The sequence below is a fragment of the uncultured Bacteroides sp. genome (genome assembly GCF_905207245.1).
Lineage (GTDB): Bacteria > Bacteroidota > Bacteroidia > Bacteroidales > Bacteroidaceae > Bacteroides.
Genome location: NZ_CAJLKP010000077.1, coordinates 1 through 23,028, shown reverse-complemented (window position 1 = coordinate 23,028; position 23,028 = coordinate 1). Strand labels below are relative to the sequence as shown.

Sequence of the window (23,028 nt, the reverse complement as noted above, 5' to 3'; positions counted from 1 at the left end):
GCAATGGAAAAAAATGTGAAAGCTGAACTATTGGTAGTAGATGACCATAGCCTGATTTTAGAAGGTATCTGCAGGGTTGTAAATAAGATGTCGGAAGCTATCGTGGCAGATGCAGTGATGTCCGGAAAGAGGGCTGCGGAATTGATTGAAAAGCGTAATTATGATGCGTATATTCTGGATGTCAGTATCCCTGATATGTCTGGCTTTGAGTTGATAGCAAAAATCCGTGAGTTGAATGAGCAGGCGCGGATTGTTGTTAATACGATGCATGAGGAGATATGGATGGTGAACCGATTGGTGCAGTGTGGAGCAAATGCAGTCATTTTGAAAGCTTCGGCTTCTACGGAACTGGCAGCTGCTATTCGTAGTGTGCTGAAGGGAGGAACATATACTTGTTCCCGGTTTGCTTCTGTTTCTCGGAAATTAAATTCGGTGCCGGCAGGTTTGCAGGGCAAGAATGCTCCAACACGACGTGAGCGTGATGTCTTGGAAGCTGTGTCCAAAGGCCTGAACACCCATGAGATTGCCGGATTATTAAAAATATCAGAAAATACTGTAGAAACATTTCGCAAGAGGCTTATTAGTAAGTTTGGAGCGAAAAATGCAATAGATATGGTGGTCAAGGCTATTGCTCAAGGATGGATAAAGCTGGATTGAGTTACGGATAATTCAAAAAGTAACGGTTTCCCGTGATTTTTTATTAGCTTCTTTTGGTTATCTTTGCTCCCGTAATTGAAATTGTTCTTCATGTTTTCTCATGAAGATGTAGGGACAATCAAAGTATATCGTGAAGATATATATCAATTCTATTAACTGGTTTTATGAGGAAAAGAGCGTCCGGGATTTATTCCGGACGCTCTCTTTCTATATGATGGTAGTCGAAATTGTGGCGACTTATCCTTCGATATTTTGCACTTCCACTTCCTTTACCTTGCGGAAGAGGTCGGATGCGAAAATGAAATCATTCAACTTCTTGTTACTGGAAGTGAAGATGTCGTCTTTACTGCCTTCCCATTCTTTATATCCATCGTAGATATAGATAATCTTTTCACCGATACCCATTACAGAGTTCATGTCGTGGGTATTGATGAGGGTCGTCATGTTGTACTCGAGGGTGATGTCATGTATCAGTTCGTCAATGACGAGCGATGTTTTGGGGTCTAATCCCGAGTTTGGTTCGTCACAAAATAAATACTGCGGATTCAAGGCAATGGCGCGGGCAATGGCGACGCGCTTTTGCATACCACCGCTGATTTCACCCGGAAACTTGTCTTTCGCCTCACTCAAGTTCACGCGGTCCAGACAAAACATGGCACGACGGGTGCGCTCACGAAAAGTATCGTTGCTGAACATATTTAGTGGAAACATAACGTTGTCCAAAACAGTCATGGAATCGAATAAAGCTGCGCTCTGGAAAATCATTCCCATCTCCCGGCGCAAGGCTTTCTTTTCCTTCTTGCCCATGGCAAGGAAATTACGGTTGTCGTATAGCAATTCACCCCGTTCCGGCGTCAGCAAACCAACAATGCATTTCATTAATACTGTCTTTCCCGAACCACTTTGTCCGATGATGAGATTAGTCTTTCCATTCTCGAAGGTGGCGTTGATGTCTTTCAGGACATCACGTCCTTCGAATGATTTCCAAAGTCCTTTCAGTTCAATCATCCCATTAAGAGTTTAGTTAATATTAAGTCGGCAAACAAGATTAGTACGCTACTGCATACCACAGAATCTGTAGAGGCCTTGCCTACCTCTATAGAACCGCCCTCGACGGTATAGCCGAAGAAGGCTGATACACTGGCGATGATGAATGCGAAGAACAATGACTTGATGATGCCACACCAGATGAACCATTCCACAAACATGTATTGCAAACCGTATTCCAGGTCTACAGCCGACATGATGCCGCCAAACCAGCACGTGGCGAACGCTCCGATGATACCGGCAAAGATGCTGAACGTCACAAGGAACGGAATGGTGGTAACCATAGCGAAAATCTTGGGAAGTATCAGATAGTTAGCGGAATTGACACCCATGATTTCGAGGGCGTCAATCTGTTGCGTCACCCGCATGGTTCCCAGTTCAGAAGCAATATTAGAACCCACTTTTCCTGCTAATATCAAACACATGATGGAGGAAGAGAATTCCAGCAACATGATTTCACGTGTTACGTACCCCACCGTCCAGCGCGGCATGAATGGGCTTTCGATGTTCAGTTTAATCTGTATGGTAATAACGGCGCCGATGAAGAACGATATCAGCAATACGATACCGATAGAGTTCACGCCGAGTTGCCCCATCTCATTGAGATATTGGCGGAAGAACATACGCATACGCTCCGGACGGGCAAAAGTGCGCCCCATCAACATGATGTATCTTCCGACAGTTTTAAGTGCTTTTATCATGACTCTTAACTATTTTGTGTGCAAATATACCCCATTTTCTGCTGATAATTGCTACATTTGCGGCAAAATGTGTGAGCTGCAGGCTACAAGCTACAAGTAAAAAGAAAGTTGTGTGGTAGGTCTACTTGTTGCTCGTAGCTTTTGTAGCTTGTAACTGAAAAGGATATGGAAGAAAGCAAAATGGTGCTTCGTACTGAAGACCTGGTGAAAAAGTACGGTAAACGTACGGTGGTGAGCCACGTCTCCATAGATGTGAAGCAAGGAGAAATTGTAGGTTTGCTGGGACCGAATGGTGCCGGTAAGACGACTTCGTTCTATATGACCGTAGGGTTGATTACGCCGAATGAAGGACGTATCTTTCTGGATGATCTGGATATTACGAAGTATCCGGTGTACAAACGTGCGCAGACTGGTATCGGCTACCTGGCACAGGAAGCATCCGTGTTTCGGCAGATGAGCGTGGAAGATAACATAGCTTCTGTACTGGAAATGACAGATAAACCTTTGGAATATCAGAAGGAGAAGTTGGAGAACCTGATTGCTGAATTCCGTTTGCAGAAAGTGCGTAAGAATAAAGGTAATCAACTTTCGGGTGGTGAGCGCCGCCGTACGGAGATTGCCCGTTGCCTTGCCATCGACCCTAAATTCATCATGCTTGATGAGCCTTTTGCCGGAGTTGACCCGATTGCAGTGGAAGATATTCAGCAAATTGTGTGGAAACTGAAAGATAAGAATATAGGTATTCTGATTACCGACCACAACGTGCAGGAAACGCTGAGTATCACGGACCGTGCTTACTTGTTGTTTGAGGGGAAAATCTTGTTTCAAGGAACACCGGAGGAACTGTCGGAAAATAAGATTGTACGTGAGAAGTATTTGAGTAATAGTTTCGTGCTTCGTCGCAAGGACTTTATGAAATAGTGATAAGTGATTAATAAATGGCAGGTTGAGTTAATCACTTATCACTAACCACTTATCACTAAAAACAATGACCGCCTGTCTCTTCTTCAAGAAACAGGCGGTTTTGTTTTTTCTCCTTATATATTTAGTATTTCGGAGGTCTTGCTTCTTTCACTACCATGTTACGGCCAAAGTACTCTGCACCGTCAAGCTCTTCAATCGCTTTAGCTGCGGCAGCTGCGTCTTCCATTTCTACGAATGCAATGCCTCTGAAACGGCCGGTTTCGCGATCCTTAATAAATTTGACTTCGGTTACAGTACCGTAATCTTCCATGACCTTTTGCAGGTCTGATTCCCTAACTTTGTAGTTAAGGTTTCCTACGTAAATGTTCATACTGAAAATGTAAAATAAATAAATGAATAAAACTCTCTTGGAACATAAACCATTCCGCAACAAAGAAACATAATAATTTCGGAAAAACAATGTTCCGTTACTTCTTTTTTTGCTTTTTCTTTGCGGATATACGTACAAACATCTTATATGCTAACTATTTGTCGAACGTCTCTTATAGTAATAGTACCATTTGCTTTAAACAATATGCTTACCAACACCCCCATGTTGGTAACACTTTCTTTTAATAATGCAATGACTAGTTTAGTATAAGCAACCTTCCCTTACTGTTATAAAGAAATAATTCAGCAATGTTTTTTTGATAATTGAAAGAATAACGCTAATTTTGCACCCTCATTTGAGATTGGAATAAAGTATAAATCAAATAAATAATTGTCAGAATGAACGTTTCATTACAAAACATTGACAAAGTAAGCGCTCTGCTTACTGTAAAGCTTGAGAAAGCTGATTATCAGGAAAAAGTTGAAAAATCATTGAAAAGCCTTCGTCAGAAAGCTCAGATTCCGGGCTTTCGTAAGGGTATGGTGCCAATGAGCCTGGTGAAGAAAATGTATGGTAAATCTGTTATCGCGGAAGAAGTGAACAAGGCGCTTTCAGAAGCTGTATATAAGTATATTCAAGATAATAATGTGGCTATTCTCGGTGAACCGTTGCCAAATGAGGATAAACAACAGGATATTGATTTCGACACCATGGAAGAATTCGAATTCTTGTTCGATATTGCTCTGGCTCCGGAATTTAAGGCTGAAGTGGACGCTAAAGATACAGTAGACTACTACTTGATTGATGTTACCGAAGATATGGTAAACAATCAGGTGAAAGCTTACACACAGCGTAGCGGTAAGTATGAGCAAGTAGATGTTTACGAAGATAATGATATGCTGAAAGGTCTGCTTGCTGAGTTGGACGAAAATGGTAACACTAAAGAAGGTGGTATCCAGGTGGAAGGTGCTGTCATGATGCCGGCTTACATGAAGAACGACGAGCAAAAGGCTATTTTTGCAAATGCTAAAGTTAACGATGTGCTTGTATTCAATCCTCACACTGCATGGGACGGCAACGCTGCCGAACTGTCTTCTCTCTTGAAGATTGATAAGGAAGTTGCTGCTGAAATGAAATCTAATTTCAGCTATCAAGTGGAAGAAATTACACGTCACGTAGAAGGTGAATTGACTCAGGAACTCTTCGACCAGGTGTGTGGTGAAGGTGTTGTGAGCACTGAAGAGGAATTCCGTGCTAAGATTAAAGAGGTAATTGCTAACCAATTTGTGGCTGATACTGATTATAAATTCTTGATTGATGCTCGCAAGATGCTGATGGAAAAGGTGGGCAAACTGGAATTCCCGGATGCATTACTGAAACGCATCATGCGTATGAACAACCAGGATAAAGACGAGAAATTCGTTGATGACAACTATGATAAGAGCATAGAAGAACTGACTTGGCACTTGATTAAGGAGCAGTTGGTGAAGGCTAATGATATTAAGGTTGAACAGGAAGACGTAGTCAACATGGCTAAGGAAGCTACCCGTGCACAGTTTGCGCAATATGGTATGATGAACGTTCCTGAAGAGCTCCTGGAAAACTACTCAAAAGAAATGCTGAAGAAGAAAGAAAGCGTAGAAGGTCTGGTGAACCGCGTTGTTGAAGCCAAACTGGCCTCTGCTTTGAAGTCCCAGGTGAAGCTGAATAACAAAACAATTTCTGCTGAAGAATTCAACAAGATGTTTGAATAAGCTTTTTTATTCTGAAAACAGTTTAAAATCATTAAGAAACACAGAGTTTTATACATTATAACTCTGTGTTTTTTTGTGTCTCTGTGTTCTTTTTTGTTTCTTTGCATCTCAATTTACTAAACCTAAAATAAAAATAATATGGATGATTTCAGAAAATACGCTACCAAGCATTTAGGTATGAATAGCTTGGTGCTGGATGATGTGATTAAGTCACAAGCCGGGTATTTGAATCCTTATATCCTGGAAGAACGTCAGCTTAATGTAACTCAGTTGGATGTTTTTTCCCGTTTGATGATGGACCGCATCATCTTCCTCGGTACTCAGGTGGACGATTACACCGCCAATACTTTGCAGGCACAGTTACTTTATCTGGATTCTGTAGATCCGGGTAAGGATATCTCTATTTATATTAATTCACCTGGTGGTTCCGTATATGCCGGATTGGGTATTTATGATACGATGCAGTTCATTACGAGCGATGTAGCCACCATCTGTACTGGTATGGCGGCAAGTATGGCTGCTGTATTGCTGGTGGCAGGGGCCGAGGGCAAGCGTTCGGCTTTGACTCACTCCCGTGTAATGATTCATCAGCCGATGGGTGGTGCGCAAGGACAGGCTTCGGATATTGAAATCACAGCACGTGAAATCCAGAAGTTGAAGAAAGAACTGTATACTATCATTGCTGACCACTCGCATACACCTTTCGAGAAAGTGTGGGCGGACTCTGACCGTGACTACTGGATGACTGCACAGGAAGCCAAAGATTACGGTATGGTAGATGAAGTGTTGATTAAAAAATAAATATGGCAGACTCAAAAAGAAACAAAAACAAGTGTAGCTTTTGCGGACGTTTCGAAGATGAAGTCGGATTCCTTATCACGGGGATGAACGGTTACATTTGCGATAGTTGTGCCACCCAGGCCTACGAGATTACTCAGGAGGCACTGGGCGGAGCAAAAAGGAATGGTGGCGCAACGAAGCTGAACTTGAAAGAACTTCCGAAACCTTTAGAAATTAAAGAATTTCTTGACCAATATGTCATTGGACAAAACGATGCCAAACGTTTTCTTTCTGTATCGGTGTATAACCACTACAAGCGTTTGTTGCAAAGGGATGGCGGTGATGATGTGGAAATTGAAAAATCGAACATCATTATGGTAGGTAGTACTGGAACGGGAAAGACCTTGCTGGCACGTACCATTGCCAAGTTGCTTCATGTACCTTTTACTATTGTAGATGCTACGGTGCTCACCGAAGCGGGTTACGTAGGCGAGGATATTGAAAGTATTCTGACCCGCCTGCTCCAGGTGGCGGACTACAATGTGCCCGAAGCCGAACAAGGCATTGTGTTCATTGACGAAATTGATAAGATTGCCCGCAAGGGGGATAATCCTTCTATCACTCGTGATGTGAGTGGAGAAGGGGTGCAGCAAGGTTTGCTGAAATTACTGGAAGGCTCCGTGGTGAACGTGCCACCCCAAGGTGGACGTAAGCATCCGGACCAAAAGATGATCCCAGTGAACACGAAGAATATTCTTTTCATTTGTGGAGGTGCATTTGATGGCATTGAGAAAAAAATAGCTCAGCGTCTGAATACTCATGTGGTAGGTTATAGTGCGGTGCGCAACACTGCGGTGATTGATAAAAACAATATGATGCAGTATATCGCCCCGCAGGATTTGAAGTCATTCGGATTGATACCTGAAATTATTGGTCGTCTGCCGGTGCTGACTTACCTGAATCCTTTGGATCGCGATGCCCTGCGTGCCATCCTCACAGAACCCAAAAACTCCATTATCAAGCAGTACGTTAAACTGTTTGAGATGGACGGCGTGGAGCTGACGTTTGAGGACACTGTCTTTGAATACATCGTAGACAAAGCTGTGGAATATAAGTTGGGTGCTCGTGGATTGCGCTCCATTGTGGAGACCATTATGATGGATGCTATGTTCGAAATCCCTTCAGAACACAAAGATAGCTTTGTTGTGAAGCTGGATTATGCAAAACACCAACTTGAAAAAGCAAACATTGCAAGATTGCAAACTGCTTAAAATCAGAAGGTAAAGGTGCTTTGAACCGACTTTTTTGTTTTTTATTGAAAAATATTCATTGGATTATGCTTGAAAATTAAGAAGTTGTTTATAACTTTGTTAGAGTTCTTAATGAAAAGAGCAGCTAACCGAGATGTTAAACAATCACTCAAAAAACAACCTAATGAATCATGGCAGGGAAGAAGATTAATTTGACAGACCAGCTGAAGAAGTACTTCGGATTTGACACGTTTAAAGGAAATCAGGAAGCTATCATACAAAACTTGTTGGCAGGCAACGACACGTTCGTGCTGATGCCTACGGGTGGAGGTAAGTCATTGTGCTACCAGTTACCGTCATTAATGATGGAAGGTACGGGTATTGTGATTTCCCCTTTGATTGCCCTGATGAAGAACCAGGTCGATGCGATGCGCAACTTCAGTGAAGAAGATGGTATCGCCCATTTCATAAACTCTTCCCTTAATAAAGGTGCGATAGATCAGGTGAAATCCGACATCCTCAGTGGAAAGACGAAGTTGCTATATGTAGCTCCCGAGTCACTGACGAAAGAAGAGAATGTGGAATTCCTGAAGACAGTGAAGATTTCTTTCTATGCTGTGGACGAGGCACACTGTATTTCGGAGTGGGGGCATGACTTCCGACCGGAATATCGTCGTATCCGCCCTATTATCAATGAAATCGGAAAAGCTCCGGTGATAGCTTTAACGGCGACTGCTACGCCTAAAGTGCAACATGATATTCAGAAAAATCTGGGTATGGTGGATGCAGAGGTGTTCAAGTCATCGTTCAATCGCCCAAACCTCTATTACGAGGTACGTCCTAAAACCAATAATATAGATAGAGATATCATCAAGTTCATCAAAAATAATCAGGAAAAGTCTGGTATCATTTATTGCCTGAGCCGGAAGAAGGTAGAAGAACTTGCTGAAATTTTACAGGCAAATGGTATCAATGCCCGCGCTTATCATGCAGGAATGGACTCTGCAACACGCACGCAAAATCAAGATGACTTCTTGATGGAGAAGATAGAAGTGATTGTGGCAACCATTGCTTTTGGTATGGGTATCGATAAGCCGGATGTGCGTTTCGTTATCCACTATGATATTCCGAAAAGTCTGGAAGGATATTATCAGGAAACAGGGCGTGCCGGAAGAGACGGGGGCGAAGGACAGTGTATTACCTTTTATACTAATAAAGACTTGCAGAAACTGGAAAAGTTCATGCAAGGAAAACCTGTGGCAGAGCAGGAAATAGGCAAACAACTTCTGTTGGAAACTGCTGCTTATGCCGAATCTTCCGTATGCCGCCGAAAAACGCTATTGCATTATTTCGGCGAAGAGTACATGGAAGATAACTGTGGAAATTGTGACAACTGTTTAAACCCAAAAAAACAAGTGGAGGCTCAAGAACTATTATGTACCGTGATAGAGGCTATTCTAGCGGTGAAAGAAAATTTTAAAGCGGATTATATTATCGACATTATACAAGGACGTGAAACTACCGAAGTGCAAGCGCATCTGCATGAAGATCTGGAAGCTTTTGGCTCCGGAATGGGAGAGGAAGACAAGACATGGAATGCTGTCATTCGCCAGGCACTGATTGCGGGCTACCTGAGTAAAGATGTAGAGAACTACGGTTTACTGAAAGTAACGGATAGCGGAAAGAAATTCCTGAAACATCCTAAGTCGTTCAAGATAACCGAGGATAATGATTTTGAGGAAGTGGAGGAAGAAGCACCGGCACGTGGCGGTGGCTCTTGTGCGGTCGACCCGGCTCTTTATTCCATGTTGAAGGATTTGCGTAAAAAGCTATCCAAAAAATTGGAAGTTCCTCCTTATGTTATTTTCCAGGATCCATCATTGGAAGCCATGGCTACCATTTATCCGGTGACATTGGATGAACTGCAAAACATTCCTGGCGTAGGTGCAGGTAAGGCAAAACGTTATGGTGAAGAGTTCTGTAAGCTGATTAAGCGTCACTGCGAAGAGAATGAGATAGAACGTCCGGAAGACTTGCGTGTCCGTACGGTTGCCAATAAATCAAAACTGAAAGTTTCCATCATTCAATCTATTGATCGTAAGGTAGCGTTGGACGACATTGCTCTTTCCAAAGGCATTGAATTCAGTGATTTACTGGACGAAATCGAGGCAATTGTTTACTCCGGTACGAAGTTGAATATTGACTACTTCTTGGATGAGATTATGGATGAAGACCACATGTTGGATATCTATGACTACTACAAGGAATCCACAACGGATAATATAGACGATGCACTTGATGAACTGGGTGACGATTTCACAGAAGAAGAAGTACGTTTGGTTCGTATCAAGTTCATTTCTGAAATGGCGAACTAACCTCTAGCTGTTGGTTTAAAAAAAGAAAAAAATATTGCGTGCAGATGTATGGAATGGAATAAAAACCGTATATTTGCACGCAATAAATTTTAAACGCATAGCCCTATGTCTTTTATTGCTGATAAGATTGTAATGGATGGATTAACTTATGACGACGTTTTGTTAATCCCCGCTTACTCTGAAGTACTCCCTAAAACTGTCGAACTCTCGACAAAGTTTTCAAGAAACATTGAGTTAAAAATTCCGTTTGTAACGGCTGCTATGGATACGGTTACCGAAGCAAAAATGGCAATTGCCATTGCGCGTGAAGGTGGTATCGGTGTTATTCATAAGAATATGTCCATTGTGGAACAGGCACGTCAGGTTGCCATTGTGAAGCGTGCTGAAAATGGCATGATTTATGATCCTGTAACCATTAAGAGAGGTTCTACCGTGGGAGATGCATTGGCATTGATGGCAGAATACAGAATTGGTGGTATTCCGGTAGTGGATGATGAGAAGTATTTGGTGGGAATTGTTACCAATCGTGACCTTCGCTTCGTGAGAGATATGGATAAGCATATTGACGAGGTGATGACAAAAGAAAATATTATCACTACGAATCCGACTACGGATATGGAAGCTGTTTCTCAAATTCTGCAAGAGCATAGAATTGAGAAATTGCCGGTTGTAGATAAAGAAGGCAAGTTAGTTGGCTTGATTACTTATAAGGATATTACGAAAGCTAAAGATAAACCGATGGCTTGCAAGGATTCCAAAGGTCGTTTGCGTGTAGCTGCCGGGGTAGGTGTTACGGCTGATACGCTTGACCGTATGCAAGCTTTGGTGGATGCCGGTGCAGATGCTATTGTGATTGATACCGCTCACGGACATTCTATATATGTAATAGAAAAACTGAAAGAAGCAAAAAAGCGTTTCCCGAATATTGATATCGTAGTAGGTAACATCGCTACCGGAGAAGCTGCCAAAGCATTGGTGGAAGCTGGCGCTGATGGAGTAAAAGTAGGTATTGGTCCGGGTTCTATCTGCACTACCCGTGTTGTGGCAGGTGTGGGGGTTCCTCAGTTATCTGCTGTATATGATGTGGCTAAGGCGTTGAAGGGCACAGGCATTCCTTTGATTGCTGATGGTGGTTTGCGTTACTCTGGTGATGTGGTGAAAGCTTTGGCTGCCGGAGGTTATAGCGTAATGATTGGTTCGCTGGTTGCAGGAACGGAAGAATCACCGGGTGATACGATTATCTTTAACGGACGTAAATTTAAGTCCTATCGCGGTATGGGCTCATTGGAGGCTATGGAGAATGGCTCGAAAGACCGTTACTTCCAGAGTGGAACCAATGACGTTAAGAAACTTGTTCCGGAAGGTATTGCAGCACGTGTACCTTATAAAGGAACGTTGTACGAAGTAATCTTCCAGTTGGTAGGTGGTCTGCGTGCAGGCATGGGTTATTGCGGTGCGGGTAGTATCGAGCAATTACACGATGCTAAATTTACCCGTATCACAAATGCCGGTGTGCTTGAGAGCCATCCGCATGATGTGGCAATTACAAGCGAAGCTCCGAATTATAGTCGTCCGGAATAAGATATTGGCAATCTTTATTATATATGGATACCCGGAAAGCAACAAATACTTTCCGGGTATTTTTGTTTTTGGAAAACGCATGGTCTGTTTATGCTAAATAGACCATCTGTTCAGGGCAAACAGACCGTCTGTTCAGGGCAAATAGACCATCTGTTTTGCACCGGAACAATATAAAAGATATTTTCCCGTTATTACATTGTTATTTTCTAAGATGATAGTTATGATAAGAAGTGGATTGACAATAATTCTCCTTTGTATCGGCTGGGTGGTTTCTGCACAGCAAGATCCTGTGTTGATGCGTATTAACGGGAAAGATGTGCTCCGGTCCGAATTCGAATACATATATAATAAGAATAATGCCCTTGTCGGCGTAGAGCAAAAGACGCTGAAAGAGTATGTTGATTTGTTTGTGAACTTCAAACTGAAAGTTGCTGCTGCAGAGGCGGCAGGCATGGATACTGCCCGCGCTTTCCGCGAAGAACTGGAGGGATACCGTCGCCAGTTGGGTAAAGTTTATCTGACAGATGGAGCGGTTGCGGATCTTGCTGCCCGGCAGGTGTATGATAAGATGAAAGCCAACAATCGCGCGGAGCAGGTACGGGTGAGTCATATTTTCAAGTATCTTCCTCAAACTACAACCGGTAGTGCGCTTCGGGCTGTGGAGGCTCGCATGGACTCTATTTATACGGCATTGCAAAAAGGACAGGTTGATTTCGATGCCTGTGTTCGTAGCTTTTCTGATGAAAAAAAAACTTTTTGGGTAAATTGGCTTCAGACGCCTATAGAATTTGAAGATGTCGTATTCGGGTTACAACCTGGAGAAGTATCCCGTCCTTTCTTTACACCTCAAGGCATTCACATTGTCAAAGTGCTTGAACGAAAGGAACTTCTGCCTTTTGATGAAATCAAGAGTGAAATAATTCGGCGGCAGACACGCACTCATGGAATGGATAAAGGAACAGAGGCGTTGGTGGAGAAACTTAAAAAGGAATATAACTATATGCCTGATAGGGCGGGAATGGATGAATTGCTCTCAAAAGGTAGTACGGATAAAAAACTGTTTGTGCTTGACGAGAAAGAGTACACAGGGAAAGTGTTCGCTCTTTTTGCTGCGGCCCATCCTCAGGGTGTGCAACGCCAGTTGGATGGATTTGTCATGAAAACTGTTCTAGATTATGAATATAGTCGCTTAGAACAGAAATATCCGGAGTTTCGCATGCTTATGCAGGAGTATCGCGATGGCATGCTGTTGTTTGAAATCAGTAATCGGGAAATCTGGGAACGGGTGCCTTCGGATGAGACCGGACTGGCTGCATATTTTGCGGAGCATCGCTCGGATTATCACTGGAAAAAGCCTCGCTATAGAGGAATTGTATTACATACCACCACAAAACGAATCGGAAAGCAGGTCCGTAAATTCTTGAAATCTTTGCCGGAAGAAGAGTGGATGGATGCCATCCGGTTAACGTTCAATGCGAAGACTCCGCAAGTGCAGGCTGAACAAGGATTATTTGCTCTTGGGGATAATGCCTATGTGGATGAAGAAATCTTCAAAAAAGGTAAAAATGAACCTATGGCGTCATTTCCTTTTACCACTTTTCTGGGTGAGAAAGTGAAAGGGCCACAGTCGTATAAAGAAGTGCGTGTACCACTGGTGAACGACTATCAGAACTACTTGGAAGAGCGTTGGATAACGCAATTGCGTGCCGCCGCTAAGGTTGAAATAAACCAAGAGGTTTTAAAAACCGTTAATAATCACTGATGCAACCGATTAATCCGCTATCTTCGTAGCTTGAAATAAGTAAATATCATATCGGTGATGCGAATATTTTTCCTGGGATTCCTATCCATCCTTTTATGTGTGGCCTGTAGCGAGCAACACGACCATAAAGGTAAGACACCGTTGGTGGAGCTGGACGGCAATTTCCTTTACCGAGAAGATTTGCAATCCGCACTTCCGGCAAGATTGTCGAAGGATGATAGTTTGTTATTTGCCGAACATTATATCCGTAACTGGGTGGAAGATATTCTGCTCTATGAGAAGGCTCAAAGCAATATTCCCGATAACGGGGAGATAGACAAACTTGTAGAGAATTATCGGAAAGCATTGATAATGCACACTTATCAACAGGCGTTGATTCACCAGAGACTCTCGAATGAGATTTCGGAACAGGAATTGACGGAGTATTACGAAAAGAATAAAGATCTTTTCAGACTGGAGCGCCCCCTTGTGCAAGGGTTGTTCATAAAGGTTCCCCTCACTGCACCAGAACTAAACAATGTACGTCGTTGGTACAAGACTCCTGCGCAAGATGCGGTGGAGCATTTGGAAAAGTATAGTTTGCAGAATGCTGTGAAGTACGAGTATTTCTATGACAAGTGGGTTCCGATGTCGGATGTACTCGACCTGATCCCTTTGAAAGTGCCGGAGGTGGAAGATTATGTGAATAAGAACCGTCATATCGAATTGAAGGATACGGCGTTTTATTATTTTTTGAATGTGAGTGAGTTGCGTTCAGTGGGCGAGCAAGAACCATACGAATTTGCCCGTCCTAAAGTGAAAGATATGGTGCTGAACCTGAAACAAGTGGAATTCATGAAAGCTGTGAAAGACGATTTGTATCAGCGGGCAGTGAAAAGAGATAAGATTAAATATAATTAGTTTAGATACACAGAATGAGAAATTTTATGAACTTTAAGTTTGTAGTTTTATGTGCCTTGGCGCTGTTGACCGGTTCTACCGCTTACGGACAAGACAATGTGATTGACGAGGTAGTTTGGGTAGTGGGCGACGAGGCTATATTGAAGTCTGAAGTAGAAGAAGCACGCATGAGTGCCCAGTACGAAGGGCGTAAGTTCGACGGTGACCCTTACTGCGTGATTCCCGAAGAAATAGCCGTACAGAAGCTGTTTCTGCATCAAGCTGCTCTTGATAGTATCGAAGTTGCTGAGAGTGAAGTAATTCAGCGTGTGGACTATATGACGAATATGTATATCGCCAATATCGGTTCGCGCGAGAAGATGGAGGAGTACTTCAACAAAACATCCAGCCAGATTCGTGAAACCCTGCGTGACAATGCGCGCGAAGGTTTGAAGGTGCAGAAGATGCAACAGAAGCTGGTGGGTGAGATTAAAATTACTCCGGCTGAAGTGCGTCGTTATTTTAAGGATCTGCCGCAGGATAGTATCCCTTACATCCCTACTCAGGTAGAGGTACAGATTATCACGCAACAGCCGAAGATTCCTTTGGATGAAATTGAAGATGTGAAAAGCCGTCTGCGTGAATATACGGAACGCGTCAATAAGGGAGAGAGCTTCTCTATGTTGGCACGTCTGTACTCAGATGACCGCGGTACTGCTATCAATGGTGGTGAGATGCCCTTTACGGGACGTGGTTATCTGGACCCCGCATTTGCTAACGTAGCTTTTAACTTGCAGGATCCGAACAAAGTTTCCAAGATTGTGGAGTCGGAATATGGTTTCCATATTATCCAATTGATGGAGAAGCGTGGTGACCGTATCAAAGTACGCCATATCTTGTTGAAGCCCCATGTACCGGAAGAAGCACTTATGTCGGGTATTGCCCGCTTGGACTCTATTGCTGATGATATTCGTAGCGGTAAGTTTACTTTTGAAGAAGCGGCTTCCGTACTTTCACAAGATAAGGATACGCGCAATAACCACGGTTTGTTGCCCAACCCTCAAACCAATACTTCCAAGTTTGAGATGCAGGAACTTCCACCCGAAATTGCAAAAGTGGTAGATAATATGAAGGTAGGAGAAATCTCCGAAGCATTCACTATGATTCCACAGAAGACCGGTAAAGAGGAATGTGTAATTGTGAAGCTGAAAAGCCGCATCAACGGACATAAAGCGACGATTTCGGAAGACTATCAGAATCTGAAAGAAATTGTACTGGAAAAACGCCGTGACGAGATGCTGGATAAATGGATTCGCGAAAAACAGAAGCATACGTATGTGCGTATCAACGATAACTGGAAGAACTGTTCATTCAAGTATCCGGGTTGGGTTAAAAAAGACTGATTCCGGGTGATACATTAACTTTTTGTATGCAGAAGAAAAATACAAGAACTCATTTTCTGAACAGGCATAGATTCCTTATCACAGGTCTTCTATGCCTGTTTGGCATCTGTTTGCTGAGCGCCCAGGACAAGACGAAAGAGCCGGAAAAGAAGAAAACCCGGGTCGATTTGCTCCATGCTGACGAGGCACAGGCGGACAAAATCTTGCTTCCGGATGTTCAGATACTTATTGGGTCGGTAAAGCTGCGTCACGACAGCATGTACATGTACTGTGACAGTGCGCTGATTTTTGAAAAGACGAACTCGGTGGAAGCCTTTGATAACGTCCGTATGGAACAGGGAGACACGCTCTTCATCTATGGAGATTACCTGTATTATGACGGTATGTCGCAGTTGGCAATGATACGTGGCAATGTCCGCATGATTAATCGGAACACAACGCTGACAACTGACAGTTTGAACTATGACCGTTTGTATAATCTGGGTTATTACTTTGAGGGTGGAACGTTGACCGACGAAGAAAATGTGCTGACTTCCGAGTGGGGAGAATATAGCCCGGCCACTAAATTGTCCGTATTCAACCATGACGTGAAGCTGGTAAATCCGAAATTTGTCCTGACTTCGGATACTCTGAAATATAGTACCGAAAGTAAGATTGCTACCATCTTGGGGCCTTCGGATATTGTGAGCGATAAGAACCACATCTATTCCGAACGGGGTATTTACAATACCACTACCGAGCAGGCGGAATTGCTGGATCGTTCCGTATTGACAAATGAAGGTAAGAAACTGACAGGCGACAGCCTTTTCTACGACCGCATTCTGGGGTATGGTGAAGCATTTGATAATGTGCAGATGAACGATACTATCAACAAGAATATGCTGACCGGTGATTATTGTTTTTACAATGAACTGTCGGGAAGTGCTCTTGCCACGTTGCGTGCGGTTGCCATCGATTACTCGCAAGGTGACAGTTTGTTTATGCATGGTGATACATTGCGGCTGCTTACCTATAATATAGATACGGACTCCATGTATCGCGAGATGCGAGCTTATCATAAAGTTCGAGCTTATCGTACAGATGTGCAGGCGGTATGCGATTCTCTGGTATATAATTCTAAGGACTCTTGCATGACTATGTACGTCGATCCTATTTTATGGCATGGCGAACAACAATTGTTAGGTGAGGAAATCAAGGTTTACATGAACGACAGCACCATCGATTGGGCGCACATCATCAACCAGGCATTAACTGTGGAACGGAAAGATTCTGTTCACTACAATCAGGTGACCGGCAAAGAGATGAAGGCTTTCTTCATCGACGGAGATATGCGTCAGGTAGATGTGAATGGTAATGTGCTGGTTATCTTCTATCCGGTGGAAGAAAAGGACAGTAGCTTGATTGGACTCAACTATGCTGAAGGTAGCTTCTTGCGTATGCTGCTGAAAGAGCGGCGCATGGAAAAAGGTGCTTTCATTGGTAAGGCTAATGGCACAATGTATCCAATGGATCAAATTCCGGCAGATAAATACAAATTACCTACTTTTGTCTGGTTCGATTATATCCGCCCCCGGAATAAGGAAGATATATTTGAATGGCGGGGTAAGAGAGCCGGCGAACAATTACAGAAATCAGACAGGAAACCTGTAGTTTCGCCAAGGAATATGAATATTAAAAGAAATAAATAAGCGCTATGGGAATGTTCACAATGAGAAAGCCGCGCGGCTTTAACCATCAATATATATATGTTGATGAGCGGAAAGAAAAGTTGGCAAAGATGGAAGAAAGTGCCAAGCGTGACCTGGGAATGCTACCTGAGAAAGAATTTTCACCGGAAGATATTCGGGGAAAATTCGTAGAAGGAACTACCCACCTGAAACGACGCAAGGAAAGCGGGCGTAAACCAATACACCTGGGAGTGATACTGGTTATTATCGCCTTGCTGATATATTTGTGGTATGCAATAAGCACCGGAATCATTTGATTCCGGTAGTTACTGTCCTAACTTAACTAATAAAAAAACAATTCATTGTTCTTATGAGCGACATTATTCATTTGCTGCCCGATTCGGTTGCCAACCAGATTGCTGCCGGAGAGGTGATTCAGCGTCCGGCATCCGTAATTAAGGAATTGGTAGAGAATGCAATTGATGCCGGAGCACAAGAGATACATGTACTGGTGACGGATGCAGGAAAGACCTGTATACAGGTGATTGACGATGGAAAGGGAATGTCCGAAACGGATGCACGCCTTGCTTTTGAACGTCATGCTACATCCAAGATAAAAGAAGCCGCCGATTTATTTGCTTTACGTACCATGGGATTTCGCGGTGAGGCGTTGGCCTCTATCGCTGCGGTGGCAGAGGTGGAACTGAAAACCCGCAAAGAAGATGAGGAACTGGGGACGCGGATTGTGATAGCCGGTTCCAAGGTAGAGAGTCAGGAAGCAGTTTCGTGCCCTAAAGGGAGCAACTTCTCCATAAAGAACCTGTTCTTTAATATACCCGCCCGTCGCAAGTTCCTGAAAGCAAACTCGACGGAACTCAGCAATATCCTTACGGAATTTGAACGCATTGCCTTGGTACATCCCGAGGTGGCTTTCTATTTATATAGCAATGATACCGAGTTGTTCAATCTGCCGGTAATGCCACTCCGCCAGCGTATTCTGGCAGTGTTCGGTAAAAAGTTGAACCAGCACTTGCTGTCGGTGGATGTGGACACCACGATGGTGAAAGTATCAGGCTTTGTGGCCAAACCGGAGACGGCACGCAAGAAAGGTGCCCACCAATACTTCTTTGTGAACGGTCGTTATATGCGTCATCCATATTTCCATAAAGCTGTGATGGATGCTTATGAACAACTGATTCCGGCAGGAGAACAGATTTCTTATTTCATCTATTTTGATGTTGATCCGGCTAATATCGATGTGAATATACATCCCACTAAAACGGAAATCAAGTTTGAAAACGAACAGGCCATTTGGCAGATACTCTCTGCGGCAGTAAAAGAATCATTGGGTAAATTCAATGCTGTACCGTCTATAGATTTCGATATGGAGGGTATGCCGGATATTCCAACGTTCGACCAAACCCGTCCGATAGAGCCGCCGAAGGTACATTATAATTCAGATTTCAATCCGTTTAAAACGTCCTCTTCCGGTTCCTCTTATGGAGGGGGCAGCTATTCCCGTCCGAAGGTGGATTGGGAGGGATTGTATGACGGGCTGGAAAAGGCAAGCAAGATGAATACTCCGATGGAGGAAGAGCCGTTTGTGGATGAAACGGACTGGACCTCTGCACCTGCATCTGTGAATATGCCTGAAGAGCGTACACCGTATGTTGCGGAAACGGAAATGGCATCATCGCCGTCAGCGTCGTTATATACCAATGAGCCAGCGGTAGAAAAAGGAACCCAGCATTTTCAGTTCAAGGGGCGATTTATCCTGACTTCAGTAAAGTCTGGTTTGATGCTGATAGACCAGCATAGAGCGCATATCCGAGTGCTGTTTGAGCGGTATATGAGCCAGATTCGTCAGAAGCAAGGAGTATCTCAAGGGGTGCTTTTCCCAGAAATAGTGCAGTTGCCGGCTTCGGAAGCTGCGGTATTGGAAAGTATTCTGGAGGATTTTTCAGCAGTTGGCTTCGAACTGACACCGTTGGGAGGTGGCAGTTATGCGATAAATGGTATTCCGTCCGGTATTGAGGGGCTGAACCCTGTAGAGTTGGTGCGCAATATGGTGCATACGGCTATGGAAAAAGGAAACGATGTGAAAGAAGAAGTGCAAACGATGCTTGCACTGACGCTGGCAAAGGCTGCTGCAATCGTCTACGGGCAGGTGTTGAGCAATGAAGAAATGGTGAATCTGGTAGATAGCCTGTTTGCTTGCCCTACTCCAAACTATACGCCGGATGGGCGCACGGTACTATCAACAATTAAAGAAGAAGATATCGAAAGGCTGTTCTCTAAATGATAATTTAGCGGCGAAGCCGCTAAATTAAGTTACGAGCTACGAGCTACCAGTAACGAGTTGCTGCGCTGTACTTACTCGTGGGCGAATAATAATTCGCCCGGCTATCATACCGAAAGGCACTTGTCACTTGTAGCTTGTAGCTCGTTACTTATCGCGCTTTGCGCGATAAATTATCATTTATCTTTTCTTTTTTTTAGAAAACTCCTCATCTTTTTTTCTCTTCTCAAAACCTTTTAGTTCTGTCGGTGTTATTTAAGCAAATTAAAGAATGAATTTAAATTAACCACTTAACTATTTAGGTATATGAAAAAGATTCTAATGTTGCTGGCTCTGGCTGGCCTGACTTCTGGCATCTGGGCCCAGAACAGTACAAGTGAAGTAGTAGAATACGAGGTTATTCAAGTACAGGATAAGTATCAGGTGATAACCAATCCCTTCTGGAGTAACTGGTTCTTCTCTATCGGAGGCGGTGCCGAAGCTACATTTGGCGATAATGATAAGGCCGGAAGTTTTGGCAAGCGTATCAGTCCGACACTGAATATTTCCGTTGGTAAATGGTTTACTCCGGGTTTGGGGCTGCGTTTGCAATATAGTGGTCTTCAGGCAAGAGGCTTTACATACGATGGTGGTGCCGACTATGTAAAAGGTGCCCAACTGAAAGACGGTTACTACAAGCAACGTTTCGATTACATGAACCTGCACGGTGACGTGATGTTCAATCTGAATGCACTTTTCGGTGGTTATAACCAGCACCGCGTTTATGAGGTTATTCCTTATGTAGGTGCGGGTTTTACTCACAACTACTCAAAACCTCATCGCGAAGCACTGTCCGTAAACGCAGGTATCATCAACAAGTTCCGGATTTCGAATGCGATAGATATTAATCTGGAGCTTAGTGCAATGGGGGTTGAAGATAAATTCGACGGTGAAGTTGGTGGCGATCATGGCTATGATGGCGTGCTGAGTGCTACGGTTGGTTTGACTTACCGTTTCCCTGCCCGTGGTTTCCGTCGTCCGATGCCGCAGTTAATTTCTCAGATTGAGCTGGCTGCTATGCAGGATAAGTTGGCAATGATGGGTGCGCAGAATGCACAATTGAAGAATGCATTGATACAGGCAGAAAACCAACCGGTAGCAGAAGTTACCGAAACTGAAGTTATCGTTCCGGATCCGGATATTGCACCGCGTACTGTATTCTTCACAATTGGTTCTGCCGAGCTGTCTCCGCGTGAAATCATGAACCTGTCTTATCTGGCAGAACAAATGAAACAGTTCCCGAACGCTACTTATACCGTAAATGGTTATGCCGATTCTGCAACCGGTACTCCGGCATTCAACAAGGAGTTGAGTTTGAAGCGTGCACAAGCTGTTAAAGATGCACTGGTTAAGAACTATGGCATCTCTGCCGATCGTCTGAGTATTGATGCCGGTGGGGGTGTGGACAAGTTTGGTCAACCAATTCTGAACCGTGTGGTATTAGTGAAATCTGCTAACTAAATATAGTCTTTTCATGTGTAAGGGAACGCCCTGTTCTCTCGTAGATTCTACGGGGACAGGGCGTTCCTCTGTTTGGTTATAAAGAGAACTTCTTTAAGAAGTTTTATTCCTCGCTGAATTTTTTTACCTGTTCTGCAATCAGTTCCGCATCATCGAAGTAGTTAATCTTCATAGCTTTGCGTACATTGTCCAATGTAGCGGCGGCGGCTTCGCGCGCAGTTTCGCAACCTTTCTTCAACATCTCATAGATGGCGGGAATGTCTTTTTCGAACTCTTTGCGGCGGTTGCGAATCGGTTCCAGCGTCTCTTGCATGATAGCGTTAAGGAATCTCTTCACTTTCACATCGCCCAAACCGCCACGCATGTAGTGTGCTTTCAGTTCATCCAGATTGGGATAATCAGGCAGATAACGTTCAAAGTGTTCGGGACGGGAGAAAGCATCCAGATACGTGAATACAGGGTTTCCCTCTACTTTACCCGGGTCTTGCACGCGCAAGTGATCGGGGTCGGTGTACATGCCGCGAATCTTCTTTTCTACTTCTTCGGCACTGTCGGAAAGATAGATGCAGTTGCCCAGAGATTTACTCATTTTGGCTTTACCGTCGGTTCCCGGCAGGCGCAGACAAGCTGCATTGTCCGGCAACAGGATTTCCGGTTCCACCAGTGTTTCACCATATATATAGTTAAAGCGGCGCACAATTTCGCGAGCTTGTTCGAGCATCGGCTCCTGGTCTTCGCCTACGGGGACAGTCGTTGCGTTGAAAGCTGTGATGTCCGCTGCCTGGCTGATGGGGTAGGTAAAGAAACCTACCGGGATGCTCGTTTCGAAGTTGCGCATCTGGATTTCGGTCTTTACGGTCGGGTTGCGTTGCAGGCGAGATACTGTTACCATGTTCATATAGTAAAAGCTCAACTCACAGAGTTCCGGTATTTGTGATTGGATGAAGATGGTGCACTTTGCCGGGTCTATGCCGCAAGCCAAATAGTCGAGTGCTACTTCGATAACGTTCTGGCGCACTTTCTCCGGGTTGTCCACATTGTCGGTCAGCGCCTGTGCATCGGCGATGAAGATGAATATCTTGTCATACAAACCGGAGTTCTGCAACTCCACTCTTCTTCTCAATGAGCCTACATAGTGCCCTATGTGCAGGCGTCCTGTGGGGCGGTCGCCCGTGAGGATGATTTTTTCTTTAGCCATATCTATATTTATATTCTTAGTTATCTTTTTCTGGCTTGTTGCCGGTTGGCAGCAAATGAGTTGCAAAGATACCTATTATTTTGGCTTCGGCAAAAAGACTATGTATATATTAAGGTGTATGACTTTCTACTCAATACTATATTATAGGCAGTGAAAGTTCATTGGAATGTAGAAAATATTTTTTCTTTAGTTTCATGGAAGTTGTGAGTTTTGTTGCTTATCCCAAAGAAAGCATGTACTTTTGTTGGATATATTCAATAGAAAAAATATTATGGAAATAGATTTTGATTATCAGATGGTTCCTCAGGGCTTTGCCCATTGTTTCAATAATGATTGTTCCAAAGCAGGAACTTGTTTGCGTCATTGGGTTGCACAGCATTGCACTCCCGATAAACCTCTGATTACGATTCTTAGTCCGGTAGCTATTCCTGTTGATACTACTCAGTGTTCTTACTTTCGCCCCATTCAGAAAATGCGTGTAGCATGGGGGATAAAAAATTTGTTTGACAATGTTCCCTATAGCTTAGCTACCGATATGCGCCATCAAATCGTTGCTTATTTCGGCAAGACGCATTATTATCGTATTTATCGTAAGGAGCGTTTTATTTCTCCTGAAGATCAACGATATATCAGTCATATATTTGTCCGGAACGGTATTACAGAAGCTCCATGCTTTGAGTCTTATTCGGAAGTCTATAGGTGGTGATTGGTTTCCCGGCGTGAAACCGGTAGTTTCATTGCTTGAAACCATTAGTTTCACACCGAGAAACCGGTAGTTTCAAGGCATGAAACTAATGGTTCCCCTGCAGGAAACTGTACTGTACTGGATTTAGTTGACAACTTCGCTTGTTATACCTAAGTTAGTTTACTCAATATATTTT

At 43.6% G+C, this 23,028-nt stretch carries 19 protein-coding genes; 15 read left to right on the top strand and 4 right to left on the bottom strand.

Translation table 11 applies throughout. The annotated features are described in order from the left end of the window. Positions 1 to 3: 3 nt before the first annotated feature. Positions 4 to 657 (top strand): response regulator transcription factor, encoded by a 654-nt coding sequence (locus tag QZ135_RS19530; protein ID WP_294613245.1) that lies wholly within the window; start codon positions 4 to 6, stop codon positions 655 to 657. Positions 658 to 894: 237 nt separating this feature from the next. Here the strand turns inward: QZ135_RS19530 and QZ135_RS19525 are convergent, their stop codons facing one another. Further along, positions 895 to 1,665 carry an ABC transporter ATP-binding protein gene (locus QZ135_RS19525; protein WP_294613242.1) on the bottom strand — a complete coding sequence of 257 codons (771 nt, stop codon included), beginning with the start codon at positions 1,663 to 1,665 and terminating at the stop codon, positions 895 to 897. Beyond that, a complete protein-coding gene (locus QZ135_RS19520; protein ID WP_009130329.1) occupies positions 1,662 to 2,405 on the bottom strand; it encodes an ABC transporter permease in 744 nt (247 codons plus the stop codon). The genes QZ135_RS19525 and QZ135_RS19520 overlap by 4 nt, the downstream gene beginning before the upstream one ends. A gap of 165 nt (positions 2,406 to 2,570) precedes the next feature. Here QZ135_RS19520 and lptB point away from each other — a divergent pair, with 165 nt between their 5' ends. After that, positions 2,571 to 3,326 carry an LPS export ABC transporter ATP-binding protein gene (lptB, locus tag QZ135_RS19515; RefSeq protein ID WP_044138237.1) on the top strand — a complete coding sequence of 252 codons (756 nt, stop codon included), beginning with the start codon at positions 2,571 to 2,573 and terminating at the stop codon, positions 3,324 to 3,326. 124 nt (positions 3,327 to 3,450) lie between these two features. Here lptB and QZ135_RS19510 read toward each other — a convergent pair whose 3' ends face one another. Next, positions 3,451 to 3,699 carry a hypothetical protein gene (locus tag QZ135_RS19510; RefSeq protein WP_009130331.1) on the bottom strand — a complete coding sequence of 83 codons (249 nt, stop codon included), beginning with the start codon at positions 3,697 to 3,699 and terminating at the stop codon, positions 3,451 to 3,453. Positions 3,700 to 4,097: 398 nt separating this feature from the next. On the opposite strand from QZ135_RS19510, the gene tig reads away from it, so the two are divergent. The 12 genes from tig (at position 4,098) to QZ135_RS19450 (ending at position 20,949) form a co-directional block, all read left to right on the top strand. Continuing rightward, complete coding sequence (tig, locus tag QZ135_RS19505; RefSeq protein ID WP_294613235.1) at positions 4,098 to 5,453, top strand: trigger factor; 1,356 nt, start codon at positions 4,098 to 4,100, stop codon at positions 5,451 to 5,453. A gap of 138 nt (positions 5,454 to 5,591) precedes the next feature. Then, positions 5,592 to 6,254 carry an ATP-dependent Clp endopeptidase proteolytic subunit ClpP gene (gene clpP, locus QZ135_RS19500; RefSeq protein ID WP_294613232.1) on the top strand — a complete coding sequence of 221 codons (663 nt, stop codon included), beginning with the start codon at positions 5,592 to 5,594 and terminating at the stop codon, positions 6,252 to 6,254. 2 nt (positions 6,255 to 6,256) lie between these two features. Further along, positions 6,257 to 7,504 (top strand): ATP-dependent Clp protease ATP-binding subunit ClpX, encoded by a 1,248-nt coding sequence (clpX, locus tag QZ135_RS19495; RefSeq protein ID WP_294613229.1) that lies wholly within the window; start codon positions 6,257 to 6,259, stop codon positions 7,502 to 7,504. A 170-nt stretch (positions 7,505 to 7,674) separates the two neighbouring features. Continuing rightward, entirely contained in the window at positions 7,675 to 9,858 is a 2,184-nt protein-coding gene (gene recQ / locus QZ135_RS19490; RefSeq protein WP_294613227.1) for a DNA helicase RecQ, read from the top strand. 105 nt (positions 9,859 to 9,963) lie between these two features. After that, positions 9,964 to 11,439 carry an IMP dehydrogenase gene (guaB, locus tag QZ135_RS19485; protein ID WP_294613224.1) on the top strand — a complete coding sequence of 492 codons (1,476 nt, stop codon included), beginning with the start codon at positions 9,964 to 9,966 and terminating at the stop codon, positions 11,437 to 11,439. A 220-nt stretch (positions 11,440 to 11,659) separates the two neighbouring features. Continuing rightward, positions 11,660 to 13,201, top strand: coding sequence for a peptidylprolyl isomerase (locus tag QZ135_RS19480; RefSeq protein ID WP_294613222.1), 1,542 nt, complete (start codon positions 11,660 to 11,662; stop codon positions 13,199 to 13,201). Positions 13,202 to 13,258: 57 nt separating this feature from the next. Beyond that, entirely contained in the window at positions 13,259 to 14,101 is an 843-nt protein-coding gene (locus QZ135_RS19475) for a peptidylprolyl isomerase (RefSeq protein ID WP_294613263.1), read from the top strand. 14 nt (positions 14,102 to 14,115) lie between these two features. Then, on the top strand, positions 14,116 to 15,483 hold the full coding sequence (locus QZ135_RS19470) for a peptidylprolyl isomerase (RefSeq protein ID WP_294613219.1): 1,368 nt from the start codon (positions 14,116 to 14,118) through the stop codon (positions 15,481 to 15,483). A gap of 26 nt (positions 15,484 to 15,509) precedes the next feature. Continuing rightward, a complete protein-coding gene (locus tag QZ135_RS19465) occupies positions 15,510 to 17,171 on the top strand; it encodes an OstA-like protein (protein ID WP_294613216.1) in 1,662 nt (553 codons plus the stop codon). 5 nt (positions 17,172 to 17,176) lie between these two features. Further along, complete coding sequence (locus QZ135_RS19460; protein WP_044138189.1) at positions 17,177 to 17,467, top strand: hypothetical protein; 291 nt, start codon at positions 17,177 to 17,179, stop codon at positions 17,465 to 17,467. Positions 17,468 to 17,520: 53 nt separating this feature from the next. Then, complete coding sequence (gene mutL / locus QZ135_RS19455; RefSeq protein WP_294613211.1) at positions 17,521 to 19,452, top strand: DNA mismatch repair endonuclease MutL; 1,932 nt, start codon at positions 17,521 to 17,523, stop codon at positions 19,450 to 19,452. 303 nt (positions 19,453 to 19,755) lie between these two features. Then, positions 19,756 to 20,949, top strand: a complete 1,194-nt coding sequence (locus QZ135_RS19450) for an OmpA family protein (RefSeq protein ID WP_294613208.1) — start codon at positions 19,756 to 19,758, stop codon at positions 20,947 to 20,949. A 103-nt stretch (positions 20,950 to 21,052) separates the two neighbouring features. Here the strand turns inward: QZ135_RS19450 and trpS are convergent, their stop codons facing one another. Next, the gene (trpS, locus tag QZ135_RS19445; protein WP_294613206.1) at positions 21,053 to 22,147 is read right to left on the bottom strand and encodes a tryptophan--tRNA ligase; all 1,095 of its coding nucleotides are present in this window, start codon (positions 22,145 to 22,147) and stop codon (positions 21,053 to 21,055) included. A 271-nt stretch (positions 22,148 to 22,418) separates the two neighbouring features. Between trpS and QZ135_RS19440 the strand changes: the two genes are divergently transcribed. Continuing rightward, a complete protein-coding gene (locus QZ135_RS19440; RefSeq protein WP_294613203.1) occupies positions 22,419 to 22,853 on the top strand; it encodes a DUF6078 family protein in 435 nt (144 codons plus the stop codon). Positions 22,854 to 23,028 lie beyond the last annotated feature (175 nt).

Coding starts and splice junctions, on each gene's coding strand:
- guaB (WP_294613224.1), top strand. CDS start 9,964: ATGTCTTTTATTGCTGATAAGATTGTAATGGATGGATTAACTTATGAC.
- clpP (WP_294613232.1), top strand. CDS start 5,592: ATGGATGATTTCAGAAAATACGCTACCAAGCATTTAGGTATGAATAGC.
- trpS (WP_294613206.1), bottom strand. CDS start 22,147: ATGGCTAAAGAAAAAATCATCCTCACGGGCGACCGCCCCACAGGACGC.
- QZ135_RS19530 (WP_294613245.1), top strand. CDS start 4: ATGGAAAAAAATGTGAAAGCTGAACTATTGGTAGTAGATGACCATAGC.
- QZ135_RS19475 (WP_294613263.1), top strand. CDS start 13,259: ATGCGAATATTTTTCCTGGGATTCCTATCCATCCTTTTATGTGTGGCC.
- lptB (WP_044138237.1), top strand. CDS start 2,571: ATGGAAGAAAGCAAAATGGTGCTTCGTACTGAAGACCTGGTGAAAAAG.
- mutL (WP_294613211.1), top strand. CDS start 17,521: ATGAGCGACATTATTCATTTGCTGCCCGATTCGGTTGCCAACCAGATT.
- QZ135_RS19465 (WP_294613216.1), top strand. CDS start 15,510: ATGCAGAAGAAAAATACAAGAACTCATTTTCTGAACAGGCATAGATTC.
- QZ135_RS19525 (WP_294613242.1), bottom strand. CDS start 1,665: ATGATTGAACTGAAAGGACTTTGGAAATCATTCGAAGGACGTGATGTC.
- QZ135_RS19510 (WP_009130331.1), bottom strand. CDS start 3,699: ATGAACATTTACGTAGGAAACCTTAACTACAAAGTTAGGGAATCAGAC.
- QZ135_RS19450 (WP_294613208.1), top strand. CDS start 19,756: ATGAAAAAGATTCTAATGTTGCTGGCTCTGGCTGGCCTGACTTCTGGC.
- QZ135_RS19440 (WP_294613203.1), top strand. CDS start 22,419: ATGGAAATAGATTTTGATTATCAGATGGTTCCTCAGGGCTTTGCCCAT.
- tig (WP_294613235.1), top strand. CDS start 4,098: ATGAACGTTTCATTACAAAACATTGACAAAGTAAGCGCTCTGCTTACT.
- QZ135_RS19460 (WP_044138189.1), top strand. CDS start 17,177: ATGGGAATGTTCACAATGAGAAAGCCGCGCGGCTTTAACCATCAATAT.
- QZ135_RS19520 (WP_009130329.1), bottom strand. CDS start 2,405: ATGATAAAAGCACTTAAAACTGTCGGAAGATACATCATGTTGATGGGG.
- recQ (WP_294613227.1), top strand. CDS start 7,675: ATGGCAGGGAAGAAGATTAATTTGACAGACCAGCTGAAGAAGTACTTC.
- QZ135_RS19470 (WP_294613219.1), top strand. CDS start 14,116: ATGAGAAATTTTATGAACTTTAAGTTTGTAGTTTTATGTGCCTTGGCG.
- clpX (WP_294613229.1), top strand. CDS start 6,257: ATGGCAGACTCAAAAAGAAACAAAAACAAGTGTAGCTTTTGCGGACGT.
- QZ135_RS19480 (WP_294613222.1), top strand. CDS start 11,660: ATGATAAGAAGTGGATTGACAATAATTCTCCTTTGTATCGGCTGGGTG.